The sequence below is a fragment of the Streptomyces sp. MB09-02B genome, from assembly GCF_033794485.1.
GTDB lineage: Bacteria > Actinomycetota > Actinomycetes > Streptomycetales > Streptomycetaceae > Streptomyces.
The window spans coordinates 1-13,752 of the sequence record NZ_JARGEE010000245.1 but is presented as its reverse complement, the minus strand read 5'-3'; the positions used below and the strand labels follow the sequence as shown (position 1 = coordinate 13,752).

General features: G+C 71.8%; 11 protein-coding genes. 5 read left to right on the top strand and 6 right to left on the bottom strand.

Going from position 1 to position 13,752, the window contains the following annotated elements; genetic code table 11:
- The coding region (locus tag P1P70_RS28600) for a hypothetical protein (RefSeq protein ID WP_319242726.1) at positions 1-301 on the top strand (301 nt) is incomplete at its 5' end.
- A 259-nt stretch (positions 302-560) separates the two neighbouring features.
- Here P1P70_RS28600 and P1P70_RS28595 read toward each other — a convergent pair.
- Positions 561-1,115 carry a MarR family transcriptional regulator gene (locus tag P1P70_RS28595; protein WP_319242725.1) on the bottom strand — a complete coding sequence of 185 codons (555 nt, stop codon included), beginning with the start codon at positions 1,113-1,115 and terminating at the stop codon, positions 561-563.
- Positions 1,116-1,268: 153 nt separating this feature from the next.
- Between P1P70_RS28595 and P1P70_RS28590 the strand changes: the two genes are divergently transcribed.
- A complete protein-coding gene (locus tag P1P70_RS28590; protein WP_319242728.1) occupies positions 1,269-2,558 on the top strand; it encodes an MFS transporter in 1,290 nt (429 codons plus the stop codon).
- 52 nt (positions 2,559-2,610) lie between these two features.
- On the opposite strand, the gene P1P70_RS28585 is transcribed toward P1P70_RS28590, so the two are convergent.
- From P1P70_RS28585 to P1P70_RS28575, 3 genes are read right to left on the bottom strand one after another with little or no spacing between them, the layout of a single operon-like run.
- Entirely contained in the window at positions 2,611-5,358 is a 2,748-nt protein-coding gene (locus P1P70_RS28585; protein WP_319242723.1) for a hypothetical protein, read from the bottom strand.
- Between the two features lie 34 nt (positions 5,359-5,392).
- Entirely contained in the window at positions 5,393-6,085 is a 693-nt protein-coding gene (locus P1P70_RS28580) for an ABC transporter ATP-binding protein (RefSeq protein WP_319242721.1), read from the bottom strand.
- A gap of 1 nt (position 6,086) precedes the next feature.
- Positions 6,087-6,455, bottom strand: coding sequence for a peptidase inhibitor family I36 protein (locus P1P70_RS28575; protein WP_319242719.1), 369 nt, complete (start codon positions 6,453-6,455; stop codon positions 6,087-6,089).
- A gap of 296 nt (positions 6,456-6,751) precedes the next feature.
- Between P1P70_RS28575 and P1P70_RS28570 the strand changes: the two genes are divergently transcribed.
- Positions 6,752-7,399 carry a response regulator transcription factor gene (locus P1P70_RS28570; protein WP_319242717.1) on the top strand — a complete coding sequence of 216 codons (648 nt, stop codon included), beginning with the start codon at positions 6,752-6,754 and terminating at the stop codon, positions 7,397-7,399.
- 31 nt (positions 7,400-7,430) lie between these two features.
- Here P1P70_RS28570 and P1P70_RS28565 read toward each other — a convergent pair whose 3' ends face one another.
- Together P1P70_RS28565 and P1P70_RS28560 are read right to left on the bottom strand one after the other, a co-directional pair.
- Positions 7,431-9,101 (bottom strand): SpoIIE family protein phosphatase, encoded by a 1,671-nt coding sequence (locus tag P1P70_RS28565; protein ID WP_319242715.1) that lies wholly within the window; start codon positions 9,099-9,101, stop codon positions 7,431-7,433.
- 232 nt (positions 9,102-9,333) lie between these two features.
- Positions 9,334-10,698, bottom strand: coding sequence for an NAD(P)/FAD-dependent oxidoreductase (locus P1P70_RS28560; RefSeq protein WP_319242713.1), 1,365 nt, complete (start codon positions 10,696-10,698; stop codon positions 9,334-9,336).
- Positions 10,699-11,178: 480 nt separating this feature from the next.
- Here P1P70_RS28560 and P1P70_RS28555 point away from each other — a divergent pair, with 480 nt between their 5' ends.
- Positions 11,179-11,973 (top strand): helix-turn-helix domain-containing protein, encoded by a 795-nt coding sequence (locus P1P70_RS28555; protein ID WP_319242711.1) that lies wholly within the window; start codon positions 11,179-11,181, stop codon positions 11,971-11,973.
- A gap of 386 nt (positions 11,974-12,359) precedes the next feature.
- Positions 12,360-13,752: sigma-70 family RNA polymerase sigma factor (locus P1P70_RS28550; protein ID WP_319242709.1), on the top strand; the 1,393-nt coding region annotated here is incomplete at its 3' end.

The following is a 13,752-nucleotide window of genomic DNA, read 5'->3' as shown; positions in this document are numbered from 1 at the left end:
AACATATCTGGCGTTGATTTTTGGCACGCTGTTGAGTTCTCAAGGAACGGACGCTTCCTTTGTACTCACCCGAGCTACTCTCAGGCTTTCCTCCGGGCAGTTTCCCTTCGGTCTTGCTGTCTTGCGTTTCCGACTCTATCAGACCGTTTCCGGTTCCGATTTCCTCGGTGCTTTCCAGGTTCCCGCTTCCGCGTATCCCTTTCCGGCGGTTCCGACTCTATCAGATCCTTTCGGGCCTGATTCCCAGTCAGCGGGAGTTGCCTTCACGGCTGTTGGGCCGTTCCGACGTCCCAAACCTTAGCGGATCCGTCCGGCAGTTCCCAATCGGGCCTGTCGAACTCGTCCGAACCCAAATCGAATTGAATTCGGGCACACCGAATTCACCCCGGTTGGGAGATCGTGCTGGTTGGTTTTGGGTGCCGCTTGTGCGGCGGAGGTGCTGTCGCAGAACCGTTACGGCCCCGCGGCAACCCGAAGAACTCTACGGATCGCGGGTTGGACTGTCAAGCATCCCCCGAGTGACCCGCGGCCAAACCTCGGCCGCCCCCAAGCGTACGGCCTCAGTCGAGGTCCGTGAGGCGGCCACCGGCGTCCGGCTGGGCGTGCTCGACACGGCGCAGGAGCCGGGTCAGGACCTCGCCCAGGACGGTGCGTTCCAGCGGAGAGAGGTCCTGGAGGAGGTCCTCCTCGAAGACCGAGGCGAGGCGCATGGCCGCCAGCCACTTCTCACGACCGTCGGGAGTGAGCTCGACGATGACGCGTACGCGGTTGTTCTCGTCGCGCTCCCTCGTCACGAGGCCCTCCGCGACCATGCGGTCGATGCGGTGGGTCATGGCGGCCGGCGTCAGACCGAGTCGCTTGGCCAGCTCGCTCGGGCCCATCCGGTACGGGGCGCCGGAGAGGACGAGAGCCTTCAGGACCTCCCACTCGGCGTTGCTGATGCCGAGCTCCGAGGTCTGGCGGCCGTAGGCGACGTTCATACGGCGGTGGAGCCTGGAGAGGGCCGAGACGATCTTCTCGACCTGGGGGTCGAGGTCCTGGAACTCGCGCTGGTAGGCGGCGATCTGCTCTTCGAGTGTCGGCTCGGCGCTGCTGGAGGTGCCTGGGTCGCCCATGGGACCGCAGTATGGCACGTCGGCGCTTGGCATCGAAGTCCTTCGGGGTGTACTGTTTAGGTTCTAAGTTTTAGCTTTGAAGTCTTCACTGTTAACGCCTGAGCTGGTGGGCAGGGGCTTCTCTTATCTAGGCAGGTGAACGTGACCAGGGGGATGGGCGCAGCGATGCGCCGGATTCATGTGGGCAACGCGCTCGGCGCGTTCGGACTCGGCTTCACGGTCCCGTATCTGTACGTCTATGTGGCGCAGGTGCGGGACCTCGGCGCGATGACGGCGGGGCTGGTACTGGCGGTCTTCGCCGTCGCCGCGCTGGTCGTACTGCCCTTCGCGGGGCGGGCCATAGTCCGGCGCGGGCCGCTTCCCGTACTGCTCACCGCCCTGGTCACCGCCGCCGTCGGATCGCTGGGCCTGGGGCTGGCCGCCGACGCGACGACCGTGTTGTCGTCCGCGGCGGTGCTCGGAGCGGGACAGGCCGTGATGCAGCCGGCGCTCGCGACGATGATCGTCGACTGTTCGGGCCCGGAGAACCGGTCACGGGCCTTCGCCACCCAGTTCTTCCTGCAGAACCTCGGGCTCGGGGTCGGCGGGCTGATAGGCGGACATCTCGTCGACGCCACCCGGGCGAGCTCCTTCGTCCTGCTGTTCTCCATACAGGCGGCGATGTTCCTGCTGCTCGTAGGTGTGATGGCGACCGTACGGACGCCGCGTGCGCCCAAGGTCGGGGGCGTCCCCGCGGGCGCGTCGGCCAAGGGGACCTGGAAGCAGCTCCTCGGCAATCGGGCCATGGTGCAGTTGTGTGTGCTGGGCTTCGTGCTGTTCTTCGCCTGCTACGGGCAGTTCGAGTCGGGGCTCAGCGCGTACGGGGTGGAGGCGGCCGGGATATCGACCTCCGCACTCGGGACGGCGCTGGCGGCCAACACCGCGGTGATCGTGGTCGCGCAGTTCGCCGTGCTGCGGTTCGTGACGCGGCGCAGGCGGTCGCGGGTGATCGCGGCCGTGGGCCTGATCTGGGCCGTGGCCTGGGCTGTCGCGGGCTTCGCGGGGCTCGGGCACGGGAGTCGGGAGATGGCCGTGGCCGCGTTCGTCTCGACGTACGCGCTGTTCGGGCTGGGGGAGGCGATGCTGTCGCCGACCGTCGCCCCGTTGGTCGCGGACCTCGCTCCGGCCGGGCTGGCGGGGCAGTACAACTCGGCCTTCGCGCTGGTGAAGCAGCTCGCTCTGGCGGTCGGTCCGGCGGTGGGCGGACCGATGGGCGCCTCGCTGCACGCGCCGTACATCGTGGCGTTCCTGCTGTGCTCGTTGGGCATCAGCGTCCTGGCGCTGCGGCTCGGGCGGCAGCTCACGGCCGTGCAGGATCAGCCCGCGCTCGCGAGCAGCCGTGTGGTCGCCGGGAGCGGGGCCGGTGCCGGCGTCGGCTCGGAGCCGGTGGCGGCCCGGGTCTGATGATCCGGGCCGGACGCCCCGGCCGCCGTCGGGGCGTCGTGCGTGCCGCCCGTCAGGTGGCTCGGGCTTCGGTCACGCGCAGCTTGTGGGCGGAGAGGACGGCGGCGAGCAGGGCTGCGGCATAGGTCGCCGCGGCGAGTACGCCCAGTTGCCACCAGGGGACGCTGAGGACGAATCCGGAGATCTGGGAGGCGAGGACCACGGTGGGGACCACGGCGATGAGCAGGCCGAGCAGGGTGCTCACCGCGATGAGGATGCCGTGCTGGCAGAGCAGCACCTGGCGGGCCCAGCGCGGGGGGATGCCCACGGCGATCAGTCGGGCGAGATAGCGGCGCAGGATGCGGGTCTGGCTGCGGGTGGCGGCCAGTACGGCGGCGAGGGCCAGGAGTACCAGGCCCACGGCGGTGGCCAGGAGCGCGGCCGGGGGCACCGGGTCGTCGGGTTCCACGTGAATCAGGACGGCTCCGGCGTCCATGCCCGCGTCGACGACGGCCTGTTGCAGGGCCCGCGCCTCGGTGTCGGAGACGCCGGTGACCATGATCGGTCCGTGGGCCTGGATCGGCAGGTCGAGGGCGTTCGCGGTGGCGCGCAGCATGATGCCGTCGGAGCCGGTGCGCCACTCGGCCGGGCTGACTTCGACGGCGGCCTCGGGCAGTTCGGCCGTGCTGCCGAGGACCTTGTCGCCCTGGCGGACGACGAGAGAGGTGCGTGCGTCCGGGCCGGTGGGTGCGTCGGACGTGTGGGCCCAGACGAGCAGGCCGCCGTCCCGCAGGACGGAGGTCTGGGCGGCGTCGAGTCGGCGGCCGATCAGTCGTTCGATGTCGGCGGGTGTGTCGGCGGCGAGCAGGCTGCCGTCGTCGCCTTCACGGCTCGCCATGCGGGGGTTGTCGGGGTCGTCGTCCATCAGATAGCGGGGCTCCGTGCGGCGCAGACCGTCGAGGGTGCCGGAGGCTTCGACGGTGCGCAGCAGGGCCTCGCCGGGCGGGAAGGTGTCGCTCTCCTGGCTGGCCAGCAGGACCTGGCCGGACAGCACCGCCGGGTAGGACTGCTTCTCGGCGGTGCGGATCAGGGTGTCCAGGAGGGTGACGTACCCGAGGGACGCGCCGAAGAGCACGGTGAGGACGGCCAGGGCGGCGCAGGCCCTGGACCGGTCGGCGGCGAGTTGGCGGCGGACCAGTCGGCGCCGGGGTCCGCCTTCCGGCAGGAGTCGGAGCACCCCGGAGAAGACCTCGGGGATGATCAGCAGCACGGCGGCGATCAGGATGCCGGTCAGGATCATGGCCTGTGGGGGCGAGTCGACCCAGGTGGCGTACACGACGGTGGCGCACCAGGCGGCGACGGCCAGCAGGTGCCGGGCGTCACGGGCGCGTCGGGCGCCCGGGCGGTCGCCGGCCTGAGCGGCTTCGTCGTCGGTGTGCGGGCGGGCGGGTTCGTCGCGCCGGGTGCGGGCGAGTACGGAGCCGGCGATCAGTCCGGTCACGAGGACCACGGCGAGGAGGCGCAGCGCGGGTGAGGCGAGGTCGTCGAGCGGGCCCGCCGGGCGGTCGCGCAGGTGGGAGACGAGCAGCCGGGCGCCGAGGCCCACGACGACACCGGCCACGGCTCCGCACGCGGCCGCGGCCAGCGACCAGCCCAGTGCGGCCAGCGCGGGAGCCAGCGCCGCCGTCGTACGGGGGACGCCCACGGAGGTCAGGGAGGCGGTGGTGCGGCGGAAGCGGCGGCCGTTGAGGCCGAACACCAGCAGGACGGCCGCGGCGGGCACCAGGATCGACGGGACGGTGTAACCGGCGGGCGTCTTCTCGATCCAGGTCTTCTGCGGGCGGGCCACCAGTTGGTCCCGGGTGACCAGGGTGGCGCCCACGGCGTTCTGCCCGTCCTCGCGGAGCGCGGCGGCCTCGGGGCTGTCGCCGCCCTCGGCCCAGGTGCGGGCCGCGGCCGTGAAGGCGTCGACGACCTCCTCCTGTCCGTCCCCCGCCCACATCACGTCCATCTGGGCGGTCAGCACGGGGAATCCCTCGCTGAGGGCGGGGTCGAGCCCGGCCCAGGTGCCCGGGCCCAGCAGCAGGTTGGTGGTGTCGGCGGCCCGGTCGTCGACGGTGGCGACGACCTTGAGCCGTACGTCGCCCAGCACGGTGAGCGTCGACCCCAGGGTGGTGTCCACGTCGTCCGGCTCGGTGACGGCCACCTCGCCGGGGCCGCTCGGCCACTCGCCGGACAGCAGCTCGTACCGCTCGGGGTACGGCCGTGACGCCCAGTCGCTCTCCAACGCCGTCACATTGCGGGCCGGCGTGGTGTTCAGCTGGACGTCGGTCGCGCTGAGCACGATCTCGGCGTCCATGGCGTCGGCGTCGCGCAGCCGGGAGCGGAGGTCGGTGAGGAAGGTGTCGTCACCCGGCGGCAGGGACACGCCGCTGCCGTAGCCGACCTTGGCGCCGAAGCGGCCCAGTTCGTTCTGCGCGACCTGTTCGCCGGACAGGGACAGGGTCCGCAGGGTGACGAACATGCCCATCACCAGCAGCCCGGCGACGAACACGATCGCCACCGACCGGGCCAGCGCACGCGAGCGGGCCAGCCGCCGGGCGAGCCGTGCGGTCAGCCGGACACGGTCGGCGAACGCCATGGGCACGTACGCCATGGGTCCGTACGCCGTGGGGCCGTACGCCGTGGGGCCGTACGCCGTGGGGCCGTACGCCGTGGGGCCGGGCGCGGTACGGGCAGGGGCGGTACGGGCGGGCGCCGTACGGTCCTGAGCCGAACGGTCGTCCGTCGTGTCCTCGTCGGTCGTGCTGTCGTGGGTCATGCGGTGCCGGGCCCCCGTGTCGTCTCCGTGGTGGTCACGAGCGGGGTTCCAGGCGGCCGTCGACGACCTCGTAGACCGTGTCGGCGAAGTCGCGGCAGCGTGGGTCGTGCGAGCAGATCACGGCGAGGACGCCGTCGTCGCACAGGGTCCGGAACAGCTCGAACAGTTCGCGTGTGGTCGTCGAGTCCAGGGCACCGGTCGGCTCGTCCGCGAGCAGGACGGAACGCTGTCCGGTGAGCGCCCGCGCGACGCCGACCCGCTGGCGCTGTCCGCCGGACATCTGCCACGGCATGCGGTCCTCCAGCCCGGCCAGACCGACCCGGGCCAGTTGGGCCAGCGCCTGGTCACGCGCTTCGGCGACCGGGACGCCGCATGCCTCCAGGGGCAGCGCGACGTTCTCCACGGCGCTGAACTCCTCGATCAGGTTGTGTTCCTGGAAGACCACCCCGACGGTGCGCAGCCGGAGCTCCGCGCGCCGCGCCTCGTCGGCCGTGCTCACGTCCACACCGCCGACCTGGATCTCTCCGGAGTCGGCGAGATCCAGGCCGGCGAGCAGATTGAGCAGCGTCGACTTGCCGGAGCCGCTGGCGCCGTAGATGCACACGAACTCCCCCGCCCGGGCGGTGAAGTCCACGTCTCTCGCGGCCCAGACTGTCTCGGCCGTGGAGTGGTAGGCCTTGCACACTCCGCTCGTCCGGACGAGCGGTGCGCCAGCGGCTGTCGTCAACTCAGCACCCGCTCCGTGTACGCCATGACGTGATCTCGTCGCTGTTCCAGGGGGCGACGTTGCCGTCGTCGTCGTTCCTGTGCATGTCCTGCTTGTCGCCCGAGCCGTTGGAGTGCTCGGCCATGCAGCCGGTGTGGGTGGCCGAGCGGTTGGCCCACGAGTCCATCTCGTCGTTGCGGTCCCCGCTCAGGTTGGTCCACGTGGTGGAGCCGTGGCCACGCTCGCCGATCATCCACCGGAAGTCGTTGTTGCCCCACATGCACATGTTGTTGGAGTTGCAGTCGCTCAGCGCCGCGTTGGCCACGCCCCCCGTGGTGAGCAGGCTCGCCCCCACGATCATCGTCGCCGCTATGGCTGTCTTGATTCTCATCGTTTTCGTTCCCCCATCGTGTGCGGTCTGTTCGATACACCACCCTGGGGCACCACCCGTCACCGCTGTACCCCACTGGTGGGGGAGTCCGGATCGCCTCCCACCCGGCTGGGGAGTTGACACCGGTGTCACCACCCCGTACGGCGCTTGAGCGCTTGACCGGCCCAACCCCAAGTGTGAAGCTGCACGCGTTTGTTGAGGTCTTGAGAACGCGCTCTTGACCACAGCGCGTCTCTTGTGTCCGACCAGCTGACCTGACGGGGGAACAGATGGTTCGTGTCGCGTTGGTGGCTCCCATGCTCTCCGCACGCATCGCGGTTCGTACGGTATTGGAGGAAGTACAGCAGTTCACTCTCGTCGCCGAGGGTGCTCCGGGCACTCTGGCCGACATCGTTCGCTGGTCCCGGCCCGACGTCGTGGTGATCAGCCACGCGGCGGAGAGCGAGGCCCTGCACACGCTCCTCCGGCTCGGCGGACCCGCCGGTGTCGTCCTCTGCGAGCGGCTGACCGGGCACGGCACGCGCCAACTGCTCCGGCACGGCGCGACGGGCATCCTGCGCCGTGCCACCGCGGCCCTGCACCTGCCCTGGGCGGTGACCGCCGTCGCCCACGGCGGTCTCGCGCTGGACCCCTGCCTGACGGAGACCCTCAAGACCGCCTACGCCGGGCCTGTCCCGCCCGGCAGGGAACACGCCTCGGCCGAGGCGTTGGTGTCCGCCCTCACGCCGCGCGAACGGGAGATCCTCGCGCTCGTCGGCGACGGGCTCCCCAACCGGGAGATCGCCGACCGGCTCAGCCTGAGCCCCGACACCGTCAAGGACCATCTCCGGCGCATCTACGGCAAACTCGGCGTCGAGACCCGCCTCCACGCGGCCCGTGTCGCCTGGCGCGCCGGGGTCGACACCGCCCGGCGGGCGGACGCGCAGGTGCCCGAGTCCGTGTGAGGGGTCGCGGCTCAGCCGCGGCCCCGGCGGCTCAGGCCGTCCCCGGCAGGGCGAACTCGCACCACACCGCCTTGCCGCCGCCCGGTGCCCGGCGGCTGCCCCAGTTAGAGGCGATGGTGGCAACGATGGCGATGCCGCGGCCGGACTCGTCGACGGGGTCGGCGCGGCGGCGCCGGGGGAGGTGGTCGTTGCCGTCGGTGACCTCGACGATGAGGCGGCGGTCGGTGCGGCGCAGGCGCAGCCGCATGGGCGGGGTGCCGTGTTGCAGGGAGTTGGCGACGAGTTCGCTGGCGGCCAGGACGCCCAGGTCGTGGAGTTCCGTCGGGAAGCGCCAGCTGGTCAGGACGCCGGAGGCGAACGCGCGGGCGCGGGGGGCCGCTTCGACGCCGCCGAGGAGTTCGAGCGCGGCGTTGCGGAAGAGTTCGCTGTCGGGGCCGGTGCGTGCGGGGTGCTGGAGGACGAGGACGGCCACGTCGTCGTCGTGGTCGGCGGTGACGCCGGTGGAGCGGACCAGTCGGTCGCAGACGACCTGCGGGGTGCCCGTGGCGCCGGCGAGGGCGCGCTCCAGGGCGGCGATGCCCTCGTCCAGGTCCTCGTTGCGGCGCTCCACGAGGCCGTCCGTGTAGAAGACGGCCGTGGAGCCGGGGCCGAGGGGGATGGAGCCGGAGGCGTGGGTCCAGCCGCCGGTGCCGAGCGGCGGACCGGTCGGTTCGTCGGCGCGCAGGACGGTGCCGCTCTCGTCGCGGACGAGGATGGGGAGGTGGCCCGCGGAGGAGTAGACGAGGCGGCCCTCGTTGGGGTCGTGGACGGCGTAGGCGCAGGTGGCGATCTGGTTGGGGTCGATCTCCGTGGCCAGGCCGTCGAGGAGTTGCAGGACCTCGTGGGGCGGGAGGTCGAGGCGGGCGTAGGCACGGACGGCCGTACGGAGCTGGCCCATGACGGCGGCGGCGCGGACGCCCCGTCCCATGACGTCGCCGATGACGAGGGCGGTGCGGCCGCCGCCGAGGGTGATGACGTCGTACCAGTCGCCGCCGACGGCGGTCTCGGTGCCGCCGGGGTGGTAGACGGCGGCGATGCGCAGGTCGTCGGGCTGTTCCAGTTCCTGCGGGAGGAGGGAGCGCTGGAGGGTGACGGCGGTCTCGCGCTGGCGGCGTTCGCTGGCGCGCAACCGTTCGCCGGCCTCGGCGTGGTCGGTGACGTCGGCGGCGAAGATCAGTACGCCGCCCTCGCTCTGCTCGCCGCCGCTCGGTACGGCGACGGGGGTGCAGGTGATCGTGTAGCTGCGGCCGCCGGGGGCCTTGCGCGACTTGACCGTGCGGGGTCTGGAGCTGCGCAGGACCTGGTCGAGGAGCGGGAGGAGGCCGAGGGCGTCCAGCTCGGGCAGGGCCGCGTGGGCGGGTTCGCCGAGGGGGCGTACGCCGAAGGCCGCGACATAGGCGTCGTTGACGTAGGCCGTGCGGTGGTCGGGGCCGTGGACGAGGGCGACGAGGGCCGGGATGCGGTCGAGGATCTCGCGGGTGGGGAGGTCGTCGACGGCGGGCACGGTCGGGTGGTCGTCCGGGGGATCGTCGCTCTGGCGTTCGACGCGGGCCGCGGGCACGGAGCCTTCGCCGCGCCGGTCCGGGGTGACCGTGTGTTCGGTCCGCGCTGCGGCGCGGCGCTGCGTACCGGGGAGCCGGGCGCTCCAGCGCGTGAAGTTCACCGAATCCTTGCCTCGTGCCTCGTGCCTCGTGTGGTCGTCTGTGGCCGGCTCCGGGTCCGGCCGGCGGCCCGAGGGGTTGCCCCGGGTGCGGCGGTGGGGGCGCCTGGTCGTGGGTACGTGTGGGCGAGGGGGTGGCCCCGCCCGGGATCATGGATCACGTCGCGCACCAGTCTGGCCGACCGGACCGACATCCGTCAGACGTCGGCCCGACCGGTGGAGTTCCTGGATCCGGTCAGGACGACCCCTTCGGGTTCTCAGGAGGCTTTCCACCGGCCGCGAGTTCGAACTCCGCACGGGGATGTTCGAGTGATCCGAGCGAGACGATCTCCCGTTTGAAGAGACCGGAGAGGGTCCATTCGGCGAGGACGCGGGCCTTGCGGTTGAAGGTGGGCACCCTGCTCAGGTGGTACACGCGGTGCATGAACCAGGCCGGGTAGCCCTTGAGCTTCCGCCCGTACACGTGGGCGACGCCCTTGTGCAGGCCCAGGGAGGCGACGGAGCCGACGTATTTGTGGGAGTACGTCTCCAAGGGCTCGCCGCGCAGGGAGCGGGCGATGTTGTCGCCGAGGGCGCGGGCCTGGCGGACGGCGTGCTGGGCGTTGGGCGCGGTCTCCTTGCCGGCTTCGGCGGTGACGTCCGGGACGGCGGCCGCGTCACCGGCCGCCCAGGCGTGCGCGACGCCCTCCACCGTCAGCTCGGCGGTGCACTTCAGCCGCCCGCGCTCGTTCAGCGGCAGGTCGGTGGCGGCGAGGATCGGGTGCGGTTTCACCCCGGCCGTCCAGACGACCGTACGGGTCGGGAAGCGGGCTCCGTCGCTGAGGACGGCGACGCGGTCCGCGCACGACTCCAGGCGGGTGTGCAGGCGTACGTCGATGTTGCGGCGGCGCAGCTCGGTGACCGTGTAGCGGCCCATCTCCTCGCCGACCTCGGGGAGGATGCGGTCGGAGGCCTCCACGAGGATCCACTTCATGTCCTCGGGCTTGACGTTGTGGTAGTACCGCGCGGTGTAGCGGGCCATGTCCTCCAGTTCGCCCAGCGCCTCCACGCCGGCGTAGCCGCCGCCCACGAAGACGAAGGTCAGGGCCGCGTCGCGGATCGCGGGGTCGCGGGTGGAGGAGGCGATGTCCATCTGTTCGATCACGTGGTTGCGCAGGCCGATGGCCTCTTCGACGGTCTTGAAGCCGATGCCGTGGTCCGCGAGCCCGGGGACGGGCAGCGTGCGCGAGATCGATCCGGGGGCGAGGACCAGTTCGTCGTACGTCAGCTGCTCGGCGGCCGAGCCCTCCTCCTCGGTGGCGAGGGTGGTGAGGGTCGCGACGCGTTTGGCGTGGTTGATCGCGGTGGCCTCGCCGATGACGACCTTGCACTTGTCGAGCACCCGGCGCAGCGGCACGACGACATGGCGGGGCGAGATGGAGCCCGCGGCCGCCTCCGGAAGGAAGGGTTGATACGTCATATAGGGGTCGGGGGACACGACGACGATCTCGACGTCGCCGCGTCCGAGTTCCGGTTTCAGCTGTCGCTGCAAGCGCAGCGCTGTGTACAGCCCGACGTATCCGCCGCCGACGATAAGGATGCGCATCGGTTCCTTCACCATCCCATGACGCACCTTGCTCGCTGGTTTGTCCACAGGCCCGGCAATTTGTGTGACCGGTCGCCGTGGGGGCGCGGGGTTGGCCGATTTACCGGCGCGTGCGGCAGGTGCGCAGGTCAGATGGTGTGAGACCGGTAGCGGGAGGGGGCGCAAACCGGACGTAAACCGCCCGTACTCCGATCGAGGGGCGCTCCGTGCGGAACGTGCCCCTTCTGAATTGACTCCCTCTCAACTATGTTCGTGTGTCGACGGGGTGTAGGGGGGATGCGTTCAAGAGGTTCGGTCGGGTCCGGGGTCGAGATCGTGGATGCCGGGTCCGGGTCCGGATTCCGGGTGGTCCGCGACGGGCGGCCGGCCCGGGGACCGGGTCTCCGGCGAAGGTGATCGGTGACCGCCGAGAACCTTGGACGCTCGTTCCGCCGCTCCGGCTTCCGATGACGGGGAGAGTCTCCGGGGGGAGACGTCATTACCGGGGGAACACGTATGCATATTCAGGAGTCCCATTGGTCGTCCGCGTCCACCATCGCACCCGGCGGTGCGATCGGCTCGGCGGGCGGCAACGGACGCGGTGACGGAGTGCGGTCCACTCCGCTCCGCGTGGACGCACAGCGCAACCTCGAGCACGTGCTGCGCGCGGCGCGCGAGGTCTTCGGCGAGCTGGGGTACGGCGCGCCGATGGAGGATGTGGCCCGCCGCGCGCGGGTCGGTGTCGGCACGGTGTACCGGCGCTTCCCGAGCAAGGACGTCCTGGTCCGCCGGATAGCCGAGGAGGAGACGTCTCGGCTCACCGAACAGGCCAGGGTGGCGCTCGGGCAGGAGGAGGACCCGTGGCAGGCGCTGTCGCGGTTCCTGCGGACGTCGGTGGCCTCCGGCGCCGGGCGGCTGCTGCCGCCGCAGGTGCTGCGGGTCGGCGTCGCCGAGGACGGGTCCGACGACGTCGGCGGGATCGTCGTCGACGAGGCACGGGTGCCGCAGCAGCGGATACAGCCGACGGCCGAGCTGCGGCTGGTCCCGGCGGACTCCGGTGCGGGTGGCTCAGCCGGTGGTGTCGGTGGGCCCGTGGACGATGCCGGTGCTTCGGCACTGCTCGAGGTCGTGGGGCAGTTGGTGGAGCGGGCTCGGGCCGCGGGTGAGCTGCGCCAGGACGTGACGGTGGCGGATGTGTTGCTCGTGATCGCCACGGGCGCGCCTTCGTTGCCGGATGCGGCGCAGCAGGCTGCCGCGTCGGCGCGGTTGCTGGACATCTTGTTGGAGGGGCTGCGGTCTCGGCCTGCCTGATCGTGGGCGGGTGAGAGTCGTTTGCTCGAGGGCGGTGTGGGGTGGTTCTTTCGCCCCCGCCGCCCTTACCCGTTTTCCTCCCCAGGGGCGCTGCCCCTTCGACCCCGGGGGGTGCGTTGCGGGGTGCGTCGTCGGGTGCGGGTTCGGTGGGGGTTCTCGCGCAGTTCCCCGCGCCCCTGACAGGCCTGCGGCCTTCAGGGCCTGCGCGCCCTGCGGGGAGCGGGTTCGGAGATCCCGCTACTCATTCGAGTGAATGCGTGGCCTGAGGTCTGGGAAGTCCGCTCGGACGGGTGGTATGCCCGTAGTGCCAGGGACTGAACAAAAGACAATATGGCACTCTGCCCTGGTGTTCGGGACTGGGTCGGCTGGCGGCGGGGGCTTCCGCGATGGGTGTTGACGGGCGGGACGAGTCGAAGTCGGCGGAGGGGGCGGGGACCGAGGCGGAGCCTCAGGTGCCGAGACAAGGGGGGCGCGGCGTTCCGGGGCAGTGGGACCGTTCCGACGCGGGTGTGCTGCCGCCGCGGGCGCCTTCCGACGCCGATCTGATCGAGTGGATGCGGTCGGGGGACGGCTCGGCGTACGAGGAGCTGTACCGACGGCACGCACAGGCCGTCCGCCGCTACGCCCGGACCTGTTGCCGGGACGCCCATACCGCCGACGACCTGACGGCCGAGGTCTTCGCCCGGATGCTGCAGGCGGTACGGGGCGGCTCCGGGCCGGAGCACGCCGTACGGGCCTATCTGCTGACGTCGGTGCGGCGGGTCGCCGCGACGTGGACGAGCTCCGCCGGACGGGAGCAGCTGGTCGACGACTTCGCCGTGTTCGCGGCCCAGGCGTCGCGCGGGGCCCAGGGGTCGGACAGCGACACGCTGGACCTGGGGGCCGACGTGCGGGCGATGCACGAGGCCGAGCAGTCGATGGCGATGCGGGCGTTCCGTTCGTTGCCGGAGCGGTGGCAGGCCGTGCTCTGGCACACGGAGGTCGAGGACGAGTCGCCGAGCGAGGTCGCCACGCTCTTCGGGCTGGACGCCAACGGCACCCGGGTGCTGGCCAGCCGGGCGCGGGAGGGCCTCAAACAGGCGTATCTGCAGGCCCATGTGAGCGCCACGCTCGCCGGTAACTCGGCCGAGTGCGGGCGCTACGCCGACCGGCTCGGCGCGTACGCCCGCGGCAGCCTGCGGACACGGGCCGAGCGGGGGCTGCGCGCCCACCTGGAGGAGTGCGCGGCGTGCCGGCTGGCCGCCGGGCAGATCAAGGACGTCGCGAGCGGGATCCCCGCCGTCGTACCCGTCGCGGTCATCGGGTGGTTCGGCGCGGCCGGATACGCGAAGGTGGCCGCGCTCGTCGCGGGAGGGGCGGGCGCCGGTGCGGCCGGGGCCGCGGGCGCGGCTGCCGCGGCGGGCGGTGGCCCCGGTGGCGCGGGTGCCGGCGGCGGGGCCGCCGCGGAGGGGCTCGGCGCGCCGGCCAAGGCCGGGATCGCGGTGAGTGTGGCCGGGATGGTCGCCGCGGCGGTGGCACTCGCACTGGCGAACGACGACGTGGAACCCAGGGAGCCGCCGGCCAAGCCGCCCGCCTCGCAGCCCGTCGAGGCCGCCCCGGAGCCGGATCCCCCGACGCCGCCGGAGTCGCGCCCCGCGCCGGACACGCCCGCGAAGGTGGTGCCGGTGTCCCAGCCGTTGCCGACACCGACACGGTCGCCCTCCCCGTCGCGGGTGGCCGGGATTCCCGCTCCGTCCGCGAAGCCGACCCCCGCTCCCGAGCCCACTCCCACCCCCACAC